Below are 20,704 nucleotides of genomic sequence, written 5' to 3'. Positions count from 1 at the left end.
AACTCAAAATAGACGAAATTACATTAACCCTTTAAACTTTAAATTTATGATTAGAACAATGAAACAAACAACAAAAACAATGTCAAATTTATCTCTAGACATCGAGATTGTAAACCCTATAGAGAGCAAAAGCCTTTTTGGTGGTTGTGATTACTGCGGAAATGATTACCATAATATGGGAGGCGGAGGAGATTACGGAGGCGGATTTACAACTATTACCTCAGGTTCGTCAGAAAATGGTGGATGGATAAATTATGCAGTTAATGAAACAGGTGGCGGTTTTTTAGATTATACCGACAGCAATAATCATATTTTAAATGGTGGTTATTCATCAGATTGGAATAATCCAAATGGTTACGGAAATAATAATATTGATTGGAATACCAATAATACCACGGAGCTTACAGATCCTAATTTTGTCGATGCAAATGGTGATGGAATAAATGATGCAGATATGCAGCAAATTTATGATCTTTATCCAGGAGATTTAAGTGCTCCAGAAGCTTTATGGCTTTATATGCACCCGACTTATGTTTCTGCCATGTACAGCAATCAACAATTAGCATTCTCTCTCGCATCAGGTCATAATGGAGTAAGCGATGCTTTAAGACATGCTTTGTGGTCTGCTTTAGATGCTTTTGATATTGGTTCTGAAAATGCACATGAATTTCATACATTGCATGAAACAACACATTATGATATTAACTACCCTAATAGAGATGTAGAATTAATGTCAGATTTGCATAACAACGGTTGGGGTTATAATTGGGCTATTGTAAATGGCAATCCAGAGGCTAATATGTCTCAATTCCTATCAGATTTTAATGCTGCTGTAGTTAACGGTCATATTGATATTGTTCCTATTCCATAATAACAAAAAATTATAATATGAAAATAATTATTAATGTTTTAGTATTGTTTACACTTTTGGGTTGTAATAGTCAACCAAATGAAAAGTGTATATCTGACCTTAAAGAAAAGCTACAAATAAAAAACGGTAATAGAAAAAAGGAGAAAATAATTAATTTTAGAGATAGTATAAACTGTATCAAATGGGACTCTATTTTAGTTATTATGGCAGCAGGAAGCAGAAAGGAGAGTGTTCAAAAACGGTTAGATATAACAATACCCTACAATTATGAGGATAGTATGTTAAATTTTTATGGGGATAACGATACTTATATATTTTTCGTAAAAAACAAAGTAGCTATAAATCATATCTTATTAACAAATTCTCTTCAGAGACAAACATATATAAAGTATGATTTTTTAAATTTAATGAAATATACAGACCATGCTTTTGTAGCAAAAAAAGACGCAGTTTTTGAAGTTTATGAAGCAGAAGCTGTAAGTAATACTGGCTTAAAATATAAGTGGGATAATTTGATAAGAATAAAAAGGTAAATTAAAAACTCCGCCTTACAATTGGGCGGTGTTTTAAAAATAATTCTACAAGTAAAATGAAAATTCATCTAATAATCCCGACTATTATAAGATTTATTATTTTAATTGTGATAGAGGAAGGAATTTCTCATTTGTAACAAGTTTAATTTTATGCTTTATAATTTCATTCTTTTTGTATATCCTTTTATTTGCAATTACAAAAACTAGAATTGTAAGAAATAAAAATTAAAAAAAATAAATCAAACCAACATACATTTTTAGATGCTATGTTTAATATAAAAAATATGAGAAACATTTGTTATGTTGTACTTACCTCTTTGTTACTTTCTAGTTGTAAAGGATACAAAGAAAAATGCTTAATAAATTTAGACAACAAACTTGCTCCTCTATCAAATAAAGAAATAGTACAAGGAGAAGTGCTTAATTTTAGAGACAGTCTAGATTGTTTTGAGTGGGATGCTTTACTCTTTGAATCTGGCTATGGAACCAAAGAAAGTATTCAAAAGGATTATGGTGTAAATATTCCTTATTATTATCATAATTCTAGTGTAGATACTAAAGCGATAATTTTTTTCTTGAAAAACAAAGTGGCAGTAAATCATATAGAAGTTGAAAGAGCTTGTTATAACACATCAGGGGGTATTAGTTGCAAATCGTATGATTTTACAACTCTAATAGCAAATAATCCAAAAGCAATTGTAAGTAAAAAAAATGCCGTTTTTGAAGTTTATACTCAAGATGTAAAAGACAATCAAGGAAATTCTTGGCAACGTGAAAATGCTATTAGAATAAAAAAGTAGATCAAACCAACATCGAAAATTATGAAAAAGTTACTTTTTATTATAACAATCTTTTTATCCATAAATAGTTACAGTCAACAACTTACTGGTAAAGCAACAGATTTGCAGAGGATAGCGAAAAGAACTGTAAATGATACAATTATTAAAGTTATTTATAAAAATGAAATAGAAAACACTAAAAAACCAGCTTATTTTATTAATTCAAAGTTTGTTAACAAAACTATTATTAAATATATTAAACCAAATACAATAGAAAACGTAAAAATTGAAAAAGGAAATTTTGAAATTGATAACGTTAAATATTATGATAAAATTATAATCGAAACTAAAGAAAATTATAAACCAAAGTTCATTTCGTTATCAGATTTTAAATTAAAACACACGAACATAAAGGAAAACTCAGTAGTTTTCCATATCGACGATGAATTAATAAATGCCGATTACCAAAAATTTATAATTGATGAAAATTATATTTTAAGTGTTGTTATCGAAAAGTTTGAAAATCAAAGTCAAAAATTGAATTTAACTTTCATAAAACTAGTTACTAAAACGGAAGAAAATATAAAAAAAGCTAATGACATAATACGTGGTGGAAATGAGCTTTCTACAAACGAATAATTTTTTCATATATCAATGAACCCCAAACTAATACACAATTTTCTAAACCAACATTTCCCAGACATAGAAGGCGTACTCCTATTTGGCAGTTATGTTACCAATCCTGAAAAAGCAAACGATGTCGATTTGCTTTTAGTGAGCGATAACTTTGTCTCGTCAAGCAGAGAATCCTATATTTTTGAAAATGTAAAGTTCAACCCAATCAAATTTAATCCATCGCAAATATTTGATATACTTTCTAGAAACTACAAACAAGGCGATTTTTATAGAATTGTTTTTCAAGAAGGCATTGCATTTGTAGATAAAAACAAGGATATCGATTTTATCAAAAAATACATTTCAAATTCGTACCCTAAAACTAGACGAAATGATTTGGCATTAGGATTAAACGATGTTTTATTGACATTAACAGAAAACGCTACTTTTCTTAAAAAAGAATTGCCATCTATTGAGTTTTATATGGTAGCCGCTGATACTATTTCAGGATTATTGGATTATTTTTTAATCACAAAAGGAATTTTTCCCAATAAATCTCCAAAACTGAAAAGCAGGTTTGTAAACACCAATATGCCTATTGAGAATGATAGAATTCAAAATTTGATTAATTATTCTCAAAATAATAATCAGAATCTTTTTTATTCTGAGTTACTCGTTTTAGTAAATGATTACAACATTCCTATTGACGGTAAATATTCAAACTACTTAATACTCGATGATTATTCGCAACCGCAACTAGTTTTATATATCGAGAATCTATTTAGTTTTCAAGAAATAAAAGTCATTATTGATAAAATAAAATCCGAAAACAAGAAAATAGAATTTCACATTTATCAAGTTGATGAAGACAATCAAGAAAAAGTGGGCTGTTATATTGTGTTTGAAAATGCCAATTTAGTTATAGAAAAAAACAAACAACACTGGATCGATTTTATAAAAACTAATTTTGCCCAATACCAATATACTTTCCCATACAACAATATGTTTTGCTATCCTGAAATAAAATTTATGGGAAAACAAAACGAAAAAACAGTCAATCAATTATTGATTGAATGGGTTCATTTTATTCAAAATCAAGAGTTGTCTAAAGAACTATTTTTAGCTAGTTTTCTTAAAAATTATATTTTAAAAACAAATGCTAAAATAGATGATATTTATAATTTTTATCTTGGGAAATTAAATACTAAAAGTCGTTCTTCCAATTATTTCAACAATAAAATAAAAGAAACCGAAGCCCTTTTTTTTGGAACGAATAAAGAGGCTGAACAGAAATTGATTTCGATATTTAGAGTGATTCAAAAAGAAATAGTTGATGTTGATTTTAAAGTAATTGAAAATGCCCCGATTTGGATTCATTTTCAAGTGATTGACAGATTAATAAGTACACTCCTAAAAAATGATTTTGAGAAATTATTTTACATCAATTGTTACAAAAAATCTTTACATGCATAAATTTCCCAATTACATTCAACTGGACAGCAAAGACTGTGGTCCAACTTGTATACAAATAATAGCAAAACATTACGGCAAATTTTTATCACTACAAGATATAAACGAATACTCGGCAGTTTCAAAAGAAGGATTGTCGCTTCACGAATTAAGTTTAACTGCCGAAAGATTGGGTTTAAAATCATTGGCAATTAAAGCTAGTTTATCCAATTTGTTAGAAGAAATCCCATTGCCTTGCATTGCGCATTGGAAAAACAAGCACTACATAATAATTTATAAAGTCACAAAAAATCATATTTATGTTTCTGATCCACAACTTGGGTATGTAAAATACAATTATCAAGAATTTTTAAAAAATTGGATTCAGCAAACAGAAAATGAATTAGAAAAAGGAGTTTTGCTTTTGTTGGAACCAACTGACAAGTTTAATGACATAAAACCCTCTGCAAACCCTTCAAAAATATATGCGTTCAATTATTTCATAAGTCATTTGAAACCTTATAAAACCCAAGCAACGCAGTTGCTTTTAACTATGTTTGTATTAACATTGTTACAAGCAGTTTTACCATTTATTACGCAATCTATTGTTGACACTGGAATTACAGCCAAAGATTTCAGCTTTATTTTCTTGCTTCTCATTGCCAATATTGTTTTAGTTATTAGTGTAAGTTTAGGCAATTGGATTCGACAATCTATCAATATACATATATCCTCACGAATTAAGATTTCTATACTTTCCAATTACATCATCAAACTTTTAAAATTGCCCCTAACCTATTTTGAAAACAAATTAGTGGGTGATATTTTTCAAAGAGCCTTAGATTATGACAGAATGGAAAGTTTTATTATGAATTCTGCTTTCAATATTATTCTAGCTTTTTTCAATCTTTTTGTATTTGGCATTATCCTTTTTATTTATCAACCAATTTTATTGGCTGTTTTTCTTACTGGAGGAGTTTTATACATTTCTTGGACATTGTTTTTCTGGAACATTCGCAAAAAAATGGATATGGAATATTTTTCATTGAAAGCAAAGAATAATAGTCATTGGATCGAACTTTTAACACACATCCAAGAAATCAAAAACAACAATTACGAACAAGGCAAACGGTGGTCGTGGGAAAAAATACAAGTTAAATTGTATAATATTAACCTAAGAATACTGAAGGTAAACCAAGTGGATTCTGTTGGAAGTAATTTAATTAATACTTTAACAGATGTGGCGCTGACATTTCTAACGGTCTATTTTGTAATAGAAGGAGAAATGACATTGGGAATGATGATTGCTGTACAATATATTTTAGGACAATTAAAAGGACCACTTTCTGAAATTATTCGTTTTATATCCTCATATCAATCTGCCTACATCAGTTTTTTAAGAATCAATGAATCAAGTAACACGCCAGACGAACAAATCGAAGAGAAAATAGTGCATCGGGAATTGCCTAAAAACAAATCGTTAGAATTAAAAGGCGTTTATTTTAAATACAATAATTCGGCTAACTACATTTTGAACAATATTAATCTAAAAATTCCTGAAGGAAAAATAACAGCAATAGTTGGGGCAAGTGGAAGTGGTAAAAGCACATTGCTTAAAATTTTGTCGAGATTGTACTTGCCTACTTCTGGAGAGTATTTAATAGGCGATATCAATATGCTTTCCATAGATTTAAGTGCGTGGAGAGATAAAATAGGTGTGGTCAATCAAAATTCGGATGTTTTCAAAGAAACGCTAAAGGACAACATTATTTTAGGTAAAGAATTTGATAATGTTACATTTTATGAAACCACAAAAAATGTAAATCTATCCGAAGAAATTGAAGGATTGCCTTTAGGATTTAATACATTAATGGGAGAAAATGGCAGAGGTTTGAGCGAAGGTCAAAAACAAAGAATTATGATTGCAAGAGCCTTGTATAAAAATCCAGATTATTTATTTCTCGACGAAGCGACCAATTCTTTGGATTCTATCAATGAAAATATTTTGGTAAATAACTTAAATGAAGTTTTTAAAGATAAAACAGTTATTCTAGTAGCACATCGATTGGCAACTATTAAAAATGCAGATAATATAATTGTACTCGACAAAGGAAATATCGTGGAAATGGGAACTGAAAAAATGCTATTGTCAAAAAATGGCTATTACTCCAGATTGTTTAAAAACCAAATGATTTTAGAAAAAGATGAACTCCAAAATTAAATATTCGGAAGAATTTGCAGATACTGTAAATAAATTTCCAAGATTCAACTCCATATTATTGTATTCACTTTTAGCGATTATAATTGTTTCATTTACACTTTTAGCTATTATTAAATCGCCAGAAATTATAATGGGTGAAGCGCAAGTAACAGCTTTAAAACCACCTATTGAATTGATAGCACAAAACTCAGGAAAAATCATTCTTAAAGAATTTGCTTCTCATAAAATGATGAAAAAAGATGATTTTCTTGCCGTAATAGAAAATCCAGCAAATGAAGAAGATGTCAAAAAATTGAAAACTATTTTAAAGCAATTTCAAAGTAACATTTTAGAATTAAAAACAAAAGATTTAAGTTTTGCTATTGGCAGTCAACTTGGTGAAATTCAAGAATATTATCTTAATTTAATAAATGTATTACACACTTGTGAAGACGCCAAAGAGCATCCAGAAAACGATGCTAAAAAAATGTTGTTGAGTAAACAAATAGGTAAATACAATGAAATGTTACAGCAGAGAGATGATATTAAAAAAATAAAAAAATCTGATATTTTACTGGTAAAAAATAAGTTAACTGAGGATTCAATCCTTTTTTCAAAAGGATTAATTTTAAAAGGAGAATACGAACAAACCATTAGAAATTACTACAGAGAAAATGAAAATTTGAAATCTTATGAGTCAAAAGACATTGAAAACAAGTTTAGTATTAGCGATAATAAACAAAACATTAGTATTTTAAATCTTGAAAAAGATGAAAATATTACACATTCAGAAATGAAGTTGATTACCTCGTTTCAACAACTTTTTCAAGCCATAAACTCTTGGGAATCAAAATATGTTTTTAAAGTACCACAAGATGGCGAGGTAGATATGATGCAGTTTATCACATCATACCAATTTATAAAACAAGGCGACCCAATTTTTAGTGTTTTACCAAAAGATAATCAGGTAGTTGCACAACTTGTTGTACCACTTAACGGAGCTGGAAAAATAAAAATAGGACAAGAAGTAATTATTAAATTAGTTTCTTATCCTTATCAGGAATTTGGCAAATTAGTGGGTAAAGTAAAATCGACATCATTAATTCCAACCGAAAATTATTATTTAATTACTGTCGATTTACCAAACGGATTAAAAAGTGATAGTAATCAAGAATTATTATTTTCAAAAAATATGATTGGAACAGCTGAAATTATTACCGAAAAAAGAAGTTTATTGTCTAAAATGTTTAACAAAATTATAGCAGCTTTTGATAAAAAACCAATAGAAAAAGAGAAGCAAGAAAAAATTGTTAAAATCTAAAAAACATATCAACTAATTTCAAATTTTCATTATTTCTTTATTCCATTTCTGCAAAAGTATCGCCTTGACGAATATCTCCCGTTTTGAAACCTCGCATAAACCAATATTTTCGTTGTTCAGATGTACCGTGTGTAAACGATTCTGGTTCAATGTGACCTTGTGTTCTTTGTTGAATGGCATCATCGCCAACGGCTTGCGCGGCACTCAATGCTTCGTCTAGATCGTTCATATCCAAATTTTGCTGGTTGTATTTTGTCCAAAGTCCGGCATAAAAATCGGCTTGAAGTTCCAAGGCAACTGAAAGTTTATTAGCATCTTCTTGGCTCCTACTCTGCTGTAATTGACGCACTTTGTTTGATGTTCCTAGAACCGTTTGAATGTGGTGACCTACTTCGTGAGCAATAACGTATGCAATGGCAAAATCGCCACCTTTAGCTCCAAAACGAGTTTGCAATTCGTTAAAAAAAACTAAATCCATATAGACTTTTTCGTCTCCAGGACAATAAAATGGTCCTGAAGCAGCTGTTGCACTTCCGCAGGCGGTTTCAACTGCATCAGAAAATAAAACCATTTTGGGCTGTCGGTATTCAAGATTATTTTCTTGAAAAATTTGTGCCCAAATATCTTCCGTATCTGCAAAAACTGTTTTTACAAATCCCCCAACTTGTTCCTCTTCTTGAGTTAATGTTCTAGATTCTGTTTGCGTTGAAGTTTGTTGTTGATTGTTCATTTGCTCTAAAGCAGGCAAAAACTGTTGTACTTGTTCGCCACCAAAAATACTTAATAACAAAATTACTATCCCTAAAAAACCTCCTCCTGCAACTACTTTTCCACCAGAAGACATTCCTCTTCTGTCTTCTACATTGTCACTTTGACGTCTTCCTATCCATTTCATAATTCTTGTTTTTTATTACAAATATACTTTTTCCTTTTTATTGTATCCACTTCAACAACACATTTTCAAATAAATCTTTTAGAATGGGTTTAGAAATATAATCGTTCATTCCTGCTTCGATACATTTTTCTTTTTCACCCATAATTGTTCCGGCTGTTAGTGCAATAATTGGTGTTTTTTTGTCTGTTTTTCTAATTTCAAGAGCCGTTTCATAGCCATTCATTACTGGCATTTGAATGTCTAATAATATAATATCTGGTTGTACTTCAAGGAATTTTTCGACACCTAATTTACCGTTTATAGCTTCATAAATTAAGGCATTTGGCATTATGTTTTTAATCAATGTTCTTGCTAGTAACATATTGATTTTGTTGTCTTCAACTATAAGAATTTTTTTGACTTGCTTTAATAATAGTACTCTATTGTCTTGGCTAATATCTTCATATTCAATTTCAATAGTATTGATTAGGTCTTGGTTTTCAGATTTATAAAATTTAAGATCTAAATCAAAATAGAAATTACTTCCTTTTTTATAATCACTGTCTAATTCCAATTTACTATTCATTAAAAGTAGTAAATTATTTGAAATGGTGAGTCCTAAACCTGTTCCTCCATATTTCCGTGTAGTCGAGCTGTCTTCTTGTGAGAAAGGTTCAAATATTTTTTGTTTATTACTTGATTTTATTCCTATTCCACTATCGATTACTGAAAATCTAATTTTGATTTGATCGTCAAATTTTGAAATTAAATCAATATTAAATTTAACACCACCTCGGTTTGTAAATTTGACTGCATTTGATAATAAATTAATCAATACTTGTTTTATTCTAAGGGAGTCAATACTTACATTTCTTGGAATATCCTTATGAATGGAAATGTCTAAAGTGATTCCTTTTTGTTCGGAATCAAACCGAATTATATTTGTAATGTGACTTACAAGTTCATACAAATCGGTTTTTCTGTATTCTAATTCTAGTTTTCCTGTTTCAATTTTAGAAAAATCTAATATATCATTTACGACTTCGAGTAAAATATGTGCGGATTGATTTACTGTATTGATATAGTTTTTTTGAGTTTTTTCGAGTTTAGAGTCTTGCAATAAATTTGAAAATCCTACAATGGCGTTTAATGGAGTTCGAATCTCGTGACTCATATTTGCTAAAAACTCTGACTTAGCTTTATTTGAAGCTTCCGCTAGTTCTCTAGCTTTTATTTGGTTGTCAATTTCAATTTTTTGAGTAATGTCAAGTAAAATTCCTTCAATATAATTTACTTTACCATCTTTAACAATAGTGTCTCCAAATTCTTCTATCCAAATATAATCATTATTCGCATTTAGTAGTCTATAAGTGAGATGGAAAGGAATATTTTTAAGAATGGCATTATTCGCTTTATCTATGACATACTTTTTATCATCCGGATGCACTAAATCAATAAGATACATTTCTTTATTTAGAAAAAGTTCTTTTTTGAAACCTGTAAGTTTTTCAATTTCATCATTTAGATACAATTTAGACCATTTTTCGTCATTTTCAGAAAGGTAAACCGTCCCTGGAATATTGTTCGCCAATAGTTTAAAACGTTCTTCGCTTTCAAAAATCATTGCCTCATTAATATTTCTTTCAAAAGAAGAGGATATATTAATAGCTAATGCTTCTAATATATTAATTTCGTCGTCTGACCAAACTCTTTCGATTGTGCAATCATCAAAACCTATGTAACCATATAATTGTTCTTTTACAAAAATGGGTAAAATTAATATGGAAAGAATATTTTGTTCTTCTAGATTTTTCTTATATACTAAATTCTCTACATTCTTTACAAGGAAATTATAAAACTTATTTTGCTGCAAAATTTGGATATAATCCATAAAATAATCATAGGAATAGTTTTGCAATTCTGGATTATTAATTTCAGAAAGCTCGGGTCTACTTACCCATTCGTATCGTTGTACTGTGGTTCTATTTTTACTATCGTTGTCAAAATAATAAACTCTATCTACATTAGTAGCAACTCCTAAGGTTGATAATACTTCATCAAAAATGATATTTATATCAGAATTAATTAAAAACTTATTGGTGATTTTTGTAATCGTGGATAGTAATTCACTCTTGTAAGCCAACTTGTTTTCGACTGCAATTCGTTCTCTTGTTTCTAATACTATCGCTATAATATCTGCTATTGATCGCACAAATCCTATGTCGTCATTGTCCCAATTTACTTGTTTCCCAACTGATTCAACACTCACTAATCCTTCCACTTGACCATTCAAATAGATTGAAATGTCCAGCATAGATTTGATGTTCTCCTCGATATAATATTCTTCACAAAATTCTTGTACTTCAGGACTAGCAAACACATCGTTTGCTACAATTATTTTATTTTTTTCAAGTGCTTGAAAATAAATGGGTCTTTCGGTTTTGATACATTGATCGTCATTATAATACTTGTCAGTATTTATATCATATAGACTAAAGCAATTAATTCTGTCTGGCAAATTTTCCCAATAACTTGTTCTACTGGTCTTTAAGGCTATAGTGGCTAGTTTTAAAATGTTTTCAATAATATAAACAATAGAATCATTTTCATTGTATCGGGTAGAAACTAGTACATTTAATGTTTCGTTATACTTTTGTAATTTTTCTTGTCGTGTTTTATTTTCTGATTCAATATTTTTCAGTAATGTAATATCACGAGCAATAGCTGAAAATCCTGCTATTTTATTCAGTTCATTTCTAATTATTGATGCTTTTTGTGAAATCCATATTACCTTATTTCCTTTTGTTACAATTGGAAACTCAATTGCTGGAATTTCATTATCTATTTTTGAAATAGAAGTGTAGTAGTCTAAAACTTTTTCTTTATGTGAGTCTTGAACAAAAGTAATAAATGTTTTGCCAATAATTTCATTCAAATCATAGCCTAAACTTATCTCAGTAAACTTATTAATGAATGTGAAATTACCTAATTTATCTGTTTCAAAAATAATATCAGTTGCATTCTCAATCAGGTTTTTATATTGATTTTCGATTTGCACACGCTCAGTAACATCTTGTCCAACACCTACATACAAATCGTCTGAATATCTAGAATCTTTCCATTGTATAAAACGGTAGCTTCCATCTTTACATTTTAATTTTCTAACATACAAGGTATCGCTTGGATTGTAATTTTCGGTGGTAAATTCTCTATCATCAGTCAAAAGCCAATAACTGAATCCTAAAACTTCATTTTGATCAAAACCTAAAATTTGTTTTACGGTTTCACTACAATATACTACTTCTCCTGATTTATTGACAGCAAGAACTAGTGAAGTGCCTTTATTAACAATATTGTCAGCAAACAAAAATTTATCTTTTGAATTTAAATTCGAAATATGACGAACGTGATTTAAAATAGCAACTAAGAAACATATATTTAAAAGAGTAACGGTTTCTTCTCTTGGAATACTATTCGCTATATAAAGTATTCCTATTAATCCAAAAATTAGAAAAACAAAAAGCCAGTATATTCTAATGGATTTAAAAACATTATAGGACAAGGAGAACATAAACACAAACTCTAGTGCCGAAGCAATATTGTTAGGATAATAAATTAATTTTAGAATTGTAGTAATTCCATAAAAAATAAATAAAAAAAGAAAAATAGTTCCCAGATTATTGTAAATCCATTTTACTTTTTTACTTAATAAATAGATTAAAATCAAAACAGAACCAACAATTATATTTAGCTGAAAGGTATTTCGTATTCTAACATTAGTAAGTTCTATCAACAATTCTATAAGTGGTAAACTAATTCCTAAAAACAAAAAATAAAGACTATATTGTTCTGTAGAAGTTTGAATTTCTGAGTAATTCTTGACAAAATTTTTATTGTAATTTGATGATTTATTAAAAAATAATGTAATAACAGAATATAATATAACTATAAGACTCAAGATAAACCACCAACTTAAGTAAAATGGTTTTTGTATACTAAACGCATATCGCGTTTCTTCGCTTATCGATTTCCCAAGAATATCAACGATTTTAACTTTAAAAACATAATTGCCATAATTCAAATTAGAAAACGTCACACTATTCAATGCAGATGGTTTTGACCAGTTTTTAAAATTATTTCCATCCAATAGATAGGAATATAGCCCTGATTGAGAATACTTATTATTTACCGTTCTAAACTTAAATGTAAATTGATTTTCATTTTTATTAAAAACTTGATTCTGACTTGGAAGGTTTACCCAATTATTTTTTGATTTACTATTCCATACTTTGTCTTCACTTAACAATTGAATTTTAGCGATTTCTACTTTTGGAACCACTACTTCATCGACCTTGTATCGTGCAAAAAATAAGTAAAGTCCTCTTGAAGTTCCAAAATAAATATTTCCTGTTTTAAGGTCTTTAAACTGTGACCTATAATTTGTTTCTAATCCCGAAAAACCATTGTTACTATTGTAATTATCAATGCTTTCAATATCTGCATTTTGATTCACTTTTATTTTAGCAATCCCCAGATTACTTCCTACAAGAAGTTCGTTCTCATTATTTCCAATCAAAGTATATATTAAGGTCGATAAAATTCCTGATTTTTTAGAATATACTTTTTTAGAAAACGCTTTTGTAATTGCATACAGTTTGGATTCACCCGCAAACCAAAAATTGCCATAACTATCTTGTGTAGCTATCTTTATAGAATCGTCTATGATTTTTTTAGAAAAATAAAAACCGTTGTCCTTCTCTTTAAGTAAAAACAATCCAGTCTCAGAACCTATTAACCATTTGTTTCTTTCAATTTGAACTATTGAAGAAATGTTTTTTCCTAATAATGGAATATTATTCGTTGAAAATTTCTTTATAATTACAAAATTTTCATCTACTAAGAGCAGTCCTTGATTGTATGTTCCTACAAAATATCTTCCTTTATCGTCTTCAAAAATAGATTTAATATTTAACTCTTGATTGTTTAATTGTTTGCTTAAATTAATTTCTTTTTCTGTTTTTTTATCAAAAATAACCACTCCTTTTTGAGTTGAGAAAATAATCTGATTCTTACTATTTACTATAGAAGTATATCCGTTTTTATAATTGTACGTTTTTAATAATGATATCGTTCCATCAAATGTTAAATTAAATTTTTGAATTCCTTTTTCATCATTAAAAGTATAAAAATCATCATTCAACTTAGCAATTGAATAAATAGTAGGACTATTAACATGTTCGGTATTTTTGAAACCTAAAAATTTTTGGGCTTTTGTTTTAAACAAACCACTTCCTTTGGTTCCTATATATAAGTCTTTAATCTTATCTTGAAAAAAGAAACTCACTTTCCTACCTTCAAAACCATTTTTACTATTAAAAAAGGTAATATAATCGCCAGTTTTAAGACAAATTCCTTCCACTTGGTTGCTACTTACCCATACATTTCCACTTTTTGCAACGAACAATTCATTTATAGGAAACACCTCTTTATTGTTGTATTTTATAATTTCAGGTTCAGAAAGTAAGTTGTTATGAAACTGGAAAAGTTCTCCCTTTGAAGTTCCTATGTGGATTGTATTTTCAAAATCTTTGCAAGCAACAGTGTTCCCGGTAATTTTTGAAGTTAGAATTCCATTTAATTTATGGTCTTTAAACTCAAAAATCCCTTTATCAGAAGCAATTAATAACGATTTATTTGGGGTTTCTAAAAAAGAATTAACCTCAGAAAATAAATTATTAGTTTTTGAAACAAGATGATAGTTATAGTCCTTGGTAATTCTAAAAATTTCGTTTTTTGAGATTCCTACAACTCCTAAATCAGTTTTTATAAGTTTAAATATGGCGTTAGATGTTAAGTTCTGATTAGAAACTGAAAACGTATTAGTAAATATTTTTCCATCAAAAACAAATACACCACCACTTCCAGTTGCAATGATTAAATTGTGATTCACATCTTCAACGATGGAGGAAACATCTAATTCTAAAAGCCCATTATCTAAATCAAAAGTCTCGTATTCCAGACCATCAAACTTTACTAAACCACCATTGGTGCCTATCCAAATCAAATCACGACTGTCTTGAAACATCGTATTAATTATAGACGACGGCAAGCCATTTTCCTGATTAATTAACTTAAAATCAAAGAATTGACCAAATGTTGGAACATATAAAAATAGAAGTAATAAAAGAGTATAATATTTTTTTATCATTAAAAAAATTTGTTTCAAAAAACTTAGTCTTAATATGTTACAATCTATAAAAATAGTGAAATTTAGTTTACAAAGATTCGTTTGATTTATTTTTTTCTTGAATCCATCTCGACATATACTTTGTACTCAAATTAAGATGATGAAGTAATAAAGTTCCTGTAAAATTTTGTTTTCGATTCGTATGAATATTTATTTTTAAATCTAGAATTCTACTTTCAAAAGTAGTCATAAAAATTTCTTTTTCAAATCTTGATTTTATGATTTCAATACCTTTTTTTTGAGCATTTTCAAAAACTATTTCTTCTTGATATAGTTTAATTGCTTTTGAAACAAAACCATCAAAATTATCAAAATCATCAAGTTTAGATACATCGCTAAAATTAGAATCACAAATCCCTTCTAAGCCGATATATGTTGTTACTGTTGGCGTTCCTACTAACATTGCTTCGAGTATTTTGCCTTTTAAACCCGCACCAAAACGAAGAGGCGCTAATAGAATTCTTGCACTTTTTATTACCTCTGCTGCATTATCGGCTCGACCGTGAACCAAAAAGCCATTTTTTTCGTTGTGCAATTGCCAAATTTTTTGAGATGGATATGCTCCATAAATGTGTAGTTTTGTCTCTGGAAGTTGTTTGTGAATTTTTGCCCAAATTTTTTCTTTGAGTTGTTTCACAGCATCATAATTGGGTTCGTGAAGAAAATTTCCAATAAAAATAAAATCTTTTTTAACATTAAATTTCAGAAGCGAATCTTCTTCTTGCAAATCATAAAAAAGAGGCAGATAATGCAATAAAGAAATATTTATCCCAAATAACGAAGTCAAAATTTCCATTTCAACTTCAGAAATCATCAAAGTCAAATCGCAACGATACATACTGGCAATTTCGCGCTTTGCAACATCCGAATTTAATAAATCTGACAGTTCAAAATCTATATTTTTCTTTATGGCGTTTTGCCTTTCCAATCGCAAACAATGCAAATCTTCCGTATCAAGAATTCGGATGGCACTTCCACAATTTTCATAAACCCGCCAACCAAACTGCTCTTCAATCACATACCTATCAAAAAGCACCATTTCTGGATTTAAAGTAGATACAAATTCGTCAAAAATAGAGCAATTCAGTTTTATTTTTTGCTTTGCAACCTGTATCGATTCCAAATCAAAAGAAAAATCGCTTTCTTGAGCTGCTGATGCAAAAATAATTGCAAACCCTTGATTTTGGAACAAATCAATTAACTGCAACATTCTTGTCCCTGCCGCTGATGATTTGGGTTCTGGCCAAACTAAACCAATTATTAAAAGTGTTTTTGACAAAGTGTATATTTTTGTGCAAAGTACAAAAATTCAAATATCAAAAGTCAAATAAAAAATATCAAAATACAAATAAATTACAACATTCTATTTACTAAATTTACAAACTGAAATCACAACTATGCTACGTCTCAAATTAAGAACCGATCCGACTTGGGTAAATATTGTAGAAACCAACATCGAAGAAATTTTGACCGATCACGCTTGGTGCGAGCAGAAAGCGGCTACAAATGCTATAACGATGATTACTCAAAACTCGGAACAAGAAGAATTAGTAACAGAACTATTAATAATTGCTCGTGAGGAACTGGAACATTTACAAATGGTTCACGATTTGATTAAGAAAAAAGGATACCAACTAGGTCGAGAACGCAAGGATAATTATGTAAACGAATTATTCAAATTTCTAAAAAAAGACGGAAGTAGAACCCAATCCCTTGTGGATAGATTGCTCTTTTCAGCAATGATTGAAGCTAGAAGTTGCGAGCGTTTCAAGGTGCTTTCAGAAAATATAAAAGACGAAGAAATGGCTGCTTTTTATCGAGATTTAATGATAAGCGAAGCAGGACATTATACTACTTTTATAACTCTTGCCAGAAAATACGGTAACGAAACCGAAGTCAACAAACGCTGGAAAGACTGGATAGAATTTGAAGATTCTATTATTGTAAAATATGGAAAACAAGAATCCATTCATGGGTAATGTAAAAAATTATTACTTATTACAAATAGATTTGTAATAAGTAATTAATTTGGTGGAAGCAAAAAAAAATAATTTACAAATAAAAAATTAAATTTGGAATTTATCTAGAATCAAAATTTTGTAAACTTATTGTTGTACAAAGTTTAATTAAGTAATAATTTTCTAATTTCGGTTGCTATATTATCTAAATTTCCCTCTGAATTCCCTGTTGATACAAATTTAATTACTCCTTTTTGATCTATTATAAAATTTTTGGGAATTGATTTCGTTGCATATTGATTCCATATTGTTTTATCAGGATCAATTCCTACGTTAAAATTAATACCATCTTTATTTAACTTCAACATTTTTTTTAACACTTTTTCCATATTTTCTCCTATCGCTATTGGTAAAAAAATGAATTCACTATTTTTAAATGGCTCAATAATTTTTTTAGGAATATCATAAAACTCTAATATACAAGGACTACACCAAGTCGCCCAAAAATTTAAAAGTATAACTTTACCTTTCAAATCTGATAATTTTACTTCTTTTCCATCGATTAATTTTAAAGTAAATTCGTTTGCAATGTCATTTACTCTTAACAAATATTCATCCTTTTCGTTTTCATTATTGTTTTCAACAATTAAAGTAGATGTTGCTTTTTCATTTTCAATTTTTTCACTTTCCGAGAAAACAGAAACTAATATAACGAATTCTTTTTCACCTATTTTATCACCGAATTTTTTAACTAATTCGTTCCTTTCTATGTCAGAAACTCCCTTTTTCATTGATTTTATATACCCATTTTTGCCATATTCTTCAACTTTCTGCATCGAAACAATTTCATTGTTAATTATAATAACATATTCTGGTTTTTTAGCTATTTTTTCTTGCCCAAAAATTAATTGAGACGACACTAACAATACTAAAAAAAATAATTTTTTCATATTCTTTAACAATTTATTAAAATCAAAAAACAAACACTTATGAATTATAAAATTTATTTCTTCAAACTTGGTAACGCTTTTATTCCCATATTAAATAGCGTAAACGAAATCACATCTACACTTTCTTGAATGGAAGCAGCTACTGATTTTCCGGCACCGTGACCTGCATTTACATCAATTCGAATTAAAGTTGGATTTGTCCCTGTTTGTTTTTCTTGCAATTCTGCAGCAAACTTAAAACTATGGGCTGGCACTACTCTATCATCGTGATCTCCCGTGGTTATTAGTGTTGCAGGATATTTTACTTCTTGTTTTATGTTTTGAACAGGCGAATATTCTTTTAAATAATCAAACATTTCTTTCGAATCATTAACTGTTCCATAATCATAACCCCAACCAGCTCCAGCTGTAAACGTGTGGTAGCGCAACATATCAAGTACGCCAACTCCAGGCAAAGCTACTTTCATTAAATCTGGTCGTTGTGTCATTGTTGCTCCAACAAGTAATCCACCGTTTGATCTACCTGAAACCGCTAAAAAATCGGAAGAAGTAAATTTTTGGTCTATCAAATATTCGGCTGCTGCAATAAAATCGTCAAATACATTTTGTTTTTGCATTTTGATTCCTGCATTGTGCCATTTTTTTCCGTATTCTCCACCACCACGAAGGTTTGGCACCGCATAAACTCCTCCATTTTCTAACCAAATAGCATTGGAAATACTAAAAGTTGGTGTCAAGCTAATATTAAAACCACCATAACCATACAATACTGTTGGGTTTCTACCATCTAGTTTCAAACCTTTTTTATGAGTAATAATCATTGGGATTTTAGTACCATCTTTTGAGGTGTAAAATACTTGTTTCGACTCAAAATTATCCCCATTAAAATCCAATTTTGGTTTTTGATATACAGATGATTTTCCTGATTTAGGATCTAAAGCATAAATAGTTCCAGGAGTTGTATAGTTTGTAAAAGAATAATACACCGTTTTATCTTCTTTTTTTCCATTAAAACCTCCCGATGTTCCTATACCTGGCAATGCAATTTCACGAACTAGATTACCATCGTAATCATATTGTTTTACCACCGAAATGGCATCTTTCATATAATTAGCAAAGAAAAAACCACTTCCTAACGAAGTGGACAATACATTTTCGGTTTCAGGAATAAAATTTTTCCAGTTTTCTGAGGTTGGATTCTTGGCATCAACAGTTACAATACGTTTGTTTGGTGCTTTCAGATTAGTAGAAATATAAAATTTTGAATTTACATTTTCTATCACATATACATCGGAATCGAATCCTGTAATTATGGTATTTATGGCTTGTTTTTCATCCTTTAAATTTATAAAATACAATTCGTTTCCTGATGTTGAATTGGCTGCAGAAATAAACAAATAATTATCATCCTCAGAAACGTAACCGCCCACATAACGGCGTTTTTCTGTATCTCCATAAATTAATTTATCTGTGGTTTGTTCTGTACCCAATTGATGAAAATACAATTTGTGTTGGTCTGTTTTTGCAGACAATTCGCTCCCTTTTGGTTTGTCATAGCTTGAATAATAAAATCCATTGTTTCCCTTCCAAGAAACACCACTAAACTTTACATCAACAATAGGTTTTTCTAGTATTTTTTTAGAAACCGCATCCATAATTATTATAGTTCTCCAATCGCTTCCACCTTCAGAAATGGCATAAGCCACTTTGGAACCGTCTTTTGAAAAATCAACACCGCCAAGTGATGAAGTTCCGTCTTTTGAAAAAGTATTTGGATCTAGAAAAACTTCTTCTTTGCCTGATGCATTTTTTCTATATAGAACCGATTGATTTTGAAGTCCATCATTTTTATAGAAATAAGTAAAATTTCCTTCTTTGAATGGAGCAGAAATTTTTTCGTAATTCCATAACTTAGTCATTCTTGTTTTCAAGCTATTCCGAAACGGAATTTGATCTAAATAACCATAAGTCACTACATTTTGTTCCTTTACCCAAGCTGCTGTTTCTGGAGATTTATCGTCTTCTAACCAACGGTAATTATCGGTTACTTTAGTGTCAAAATAATTGTCTGTAACTGGCTTTTTTTCTGTGATAGGATATTTTAAAACAGTATTGTTTTGTCCAAATGAAGCAATTGAAGTGGATACCAGCATTAGTAGAACTATTTTTTTCATTAGTTATTAATTTTATTCAAACAAATATAAAGAATTGAAATGTTAGGATTTCGTTAAAAAAAAAAGCTATCCAAGAAGAATAGCTTTTTTGTATGATTTAAACCTAAAATTTATTCTACAACAATCCCTGTAAAAGTAACTTCAAAGTCAGTTGCTCCTGTAGCATTTGTAATATCTCCTGCTGAAACTCCAGGAGCAGATTTATTACCTTCGTGTCTCAAGATTATTTTCAAATCACCTGTTGCGGCTGTAGTAGTAACAAATATGGTTTTCAAACCAAGTGGGTTACCGTTTGAATCATAATTTGTTGGTGAAGTGGCTATTGGCGTATATGCAAATTCGGGTAAAGTTCCTGTTTCTACATAGAATAATTGATGGTCTACGGCTTCAGTCTGGACCTCTTCTGTAATATTATCCGTTGGTGTTTTGGTTTCGTCAAGAATGGTTACTTCTCCATTATAAGTTTTACCCAAAGCAAATGAACCCGAAATACTAACAACTGGATTTCCAAGACCATCCCCATCTAAGTCTTTAGACTGTAATGTTATTACATTTCCACCACCTACAGGTGTAAATACTGCAGTCACAGTCGTAATAAGCTCTTCTTCATTTACTGGTGGCACTATGATTGGGGTATCATCGTTACTACACGAAGTTATTGTTAAAATTGCTAAAATTGCTACTGCTTTAATTTTTAAATTTTTCATTTTAATTGTATTTTATCTGATTTTAT

General features: G+C 29.5%; 14 protein-coding genes. 8 read left to right on the top strand and 6 right to left on the bottom strand.

What is annotated here, in order from left to right:
• The 7 genes from RMO70_RS10840 to RMO70_RS10810 all read left to right on the top strand — a co-directional run.
• A partial coding sequence (locus RMO70_RS10840; RefSeq protein WP_310556456.1) for a DUF6973 domain-containing protein occupies positions 1-871 on the top strand: 871 nt, incomplete at its 5' end.
• 17 nt (positions 872-888) lie between these two features.
• Positions 889-1,404 (top strand): hypothetical protein, encoded by a 516-nt coding sequence (locus RMO70_RS10835; RefSeq protein ID WP_310556455.1) that lies wholly within the window; start codon positions 889-891, stop codon positions 1,402-1,404.
• 284 nt (positions 1,405-1,688) lie between these two features.
• Entirely contained in the window at positions 1,689-2,204 is a 516-nt protein-coding gene (locus RMO70_RS10830) for a hypothetical protein (protein ID WP_310556454.1), read from the top strand.
• A gap of 21 nt (positions 2,205-2,225) precedes the next feature.
• Positions 2,226-2,822, top strand: a complete 597-nt coding sequence (locus tag RMO70_RS10825) for a hypothetical protein (protein ID WP_310556453.1) — start codon at positions 2,226-2,228, stop codon at positions 2,820-2,822.
• A 15-nt stretch (positions 2,823-2,837) separates the two neighbouring features.
• Positions 2,838-4,271, top strand: a complete 1,434-nt coding sequence (locus RMO70_RS10820; RefSeq protein ID WP_310556452.1) for a nucleotidyltransferase domain-containing protein — start codon at positions 2,838-2,840, stop codon at positions 4,269-4,271.
• Positions 4,264-6,468, top strand: a complete 2,205-nt coding sequence (locus tag RMO70_RS10815) for a peptidase domain-containing ABC transporter (protein ID WP_310556451.1) — start codon at positions 4,264-4,266, stop codon at positions 6,466-6,468. Before RMO70_RS10820 ends, RMO70_RS10815 begins: the two co-directional genes overlap by 8 nt.
• Entirely contained in the window at positions 6,452-7,768 is a 1,317-nt protein-coding gene (locus RMO70_RS10810; RefSeq protein WP_310556450.1) for an HlyD family efflux transporter periplasmic adaptor subunit, read from the top strand. Before RMO70_RS10815 ends, RMO70_RS10810 begins: the two co-directional genes overlap by 17 nt.
• A gap of 37 nt (positions 7,769-7,805) precedes the next feature.
• Here RMO70_RS10810 and RMO70_RS10805 read toward each other — a convergent pair whose 3' ends face one another.
• The 3 genes from RMO70_RS10805 to RMO70_RS10795 all read right to left on the bottom strand — a co-directional run bounded on the left by RMO70_RS10805 (position 7,806) and on the right by RMO70_RS10795 (position 16,168).
• Positions 7,806-8,663 carry a neutral zinc metallopeptidase gene (locus tag RMO70_RS10805; RefSeq protein WP_310556449.1) on the bottom strand — a complete coding sequence of 286 codons (858 nt, stop codon included), beginning with the start codon at positions 8,661-8,663 and terminating at the stop codon, positions 7,806-7,808.
• Positions 8,664-8,700: 37 nt separating this feature from the next.
• Positions 8,701-14,850 carry a PAS domain S-box protein gene (locus RMO70_RS10800; protein WP_310556448.1) on the bottom strand — a complete coding sequence of 2,050 codons (6,150 nt, stop codon included), beginning with the start codon at positions 14,848-14,850 and terminating at the stop codon, positions 8,701-8,703.
• Between the two features lie 67 nt (positions 14,851-14,917).
• Complete coding sequence (locus RMO70_RS10795; RefSeq protein ID WP_310556447.1) at positions 14,918-16,168, bottom strand: glycosyltransferase; 1,251 nt, start codon at positions 16,166-16,168, stop codon at positions 14,918-14,920.
• Between the two features lie 118 nt (positions 16,169-16,286).
• Between RMO70_RS10795 and RMO70_RS10790 the strand changes: the two genes are divergently transcribed.
• Positions 16,287-16,868, top strand: coding sequence for a tRNA-(ms[2]io[6]A)-hydroxylase (locus RMO70_RS10790; protein WP_310556446.1), 582 nt, complete (start codon positions 16,287-16,289; stop codon positions 16,866-16,868).
• 143 nt (positions 16,869-17,011) lie between these two features.
• Here RMO70_RS10790 and RMO70_RS10785 read toward each other — a convergent pair whose 3' ends face one another.
• The 3 genes from RMO70_RS10785 to RMO70_RS10775 all read right to left on the bottom strand — a co-directional run bounded on the left by RMO70_RS10785 (position 17,012) and on the right by RMO70_RS10775 (position 20,678).
• Positions 17,012-17,797, bottom strand: a complete 786-nt coding sequence (locus RMO70_RS10785) for a TlpA disulfide reductase family protein (RefSeq protein ID WP_310556445.1) — start codon at positions 17,795-17,797, stop codon at positions 17,012-17,014.
• 53 nt (positions 17,798-17,850) lie between these two features.
• Positions 17,851-19,971 (bottom strand): prolyl oligopeptidase family serine peptidase, encoded by a 2,121-nt coding sequence (locus tag RMO70_RS10780; RefSeq protein ID WP_310556444.1) that lies wholly within the window; start codon positions 19,969-19,971, stop codon positions 17,851-17,853.
• A 110-nt stretch (positions 19,972-20,081) separates the two neighbouring features.
• A complete protein-coding gene (locus RMO70_RS10775) occupies positions 20,082-20,678 on the bottom strand; it encodes a type 1 periplasmic binding fold superfamily protein (RefSeq protein WP_310556443.1) in 597 nt (198 codons plus the stop codon).
• Positions 20,679-20,704: the final 26 nt, after the last annotated feature.

Origin of the sequence: Flavobacterium sp. (assembly GCF_031422135.1) — a bacterium.
GTDB lineage: Bacteria > Bacteroidota > Bacteroidia > Flavobacteriales > Flavobacteriaceae > Flavobacterium.
Note: the sequence above shows the minus strand (reverse complement) of the source record. Positions and strands in the feature narration are given on the sequence as shown.

Excerpts from the sequence above, each read along its gene's own strand:
- RMO70_RS10820 (WP_310556452.1), top strand. The coding sequence starts at position 2,838 with ATGAACCCCAAACTAATACACAATTTTCTAAACCAACATTTCCCAGAC.
- RMO70_RS10790 (WP_310556446.1), top strand. The coding sequence starts at position 16,287 with ATGCTACGTCTCAAATTAAGAACCGATCCGACTTGGGTAAATATTGTA.
- RMO70_RS10780 (WP_310556444.1), bottom strand. The coding sequence starts at position 19,971 with ATGAAAAAAATAGTTCTACTAATGCTGGTATCCACTTCAATTGCTTCA.
- RMO70_RS10775 (WP_310556443.1), bottom strand. The coding sequence starts at position 20,678 with ATGAAAAATTTAAAAATTAAAGCAGTAGCAATTTTAGCAATTTTAACA.
- RMO70_RS10785 (WP_310556445.1), bottom strand. The coding sequence starts at position 17,797 with ATGAAAAAATTATTTTTTTTAGTATTGTTAGTGTCGTCTCAATTAATT.
- RMO70_RS10835 (WP_310556455.1), top strand. The coding sequence starts at position 889 with ATGAAAATAATTATTAATGTTTTAGTATTGTTTACACTTTTGGGTTGT.
- RMO70_RS10830 (WP_310556454.1), top strand. The coding sequence starts at position 1,689 with ATGAGAAACATTTGTTATGTTGTACTTACCTCTTTGTTACTTTCTAGT.
- RMO70_RS10810 (WP_310556450.1), top strand. The coding sequence starts at position 6,452 with ATGAACTCCAAAATTAAATATTCGGAAGAATTTGCAGATACTGTAAAT.
- RMO70_RS10805 (WP_310556449.1), bottom strand. The coding sequence starts at position 8,663 with ATGAAATGGATAGGAAGACGTCAAAGTGACAATGTAGAAGACAGAAGA.
- RMO70_RS10815 (WP_310556451.1), top strand. The coding sequence starts at position 4,264 with ATGCATAAATTTCCCAATTACATTCAACTGGACAGCAAAGACTGTGGT.
- RMO70_RS10825 (WP_310556453.1), top strand. The coding sequence starts at position 2,226 with ATGAAAAAGTTACTTTTTATTATAACAATCTTTTTATCCATAAATAGT.
- RMO70_RS10800 (WP_310556448.1), bottom strand. The coding sequence starts at position 14,850 with ATGATAAAAAAATATTATACTCTTTTATTACTTCTATTTTTATATGTT.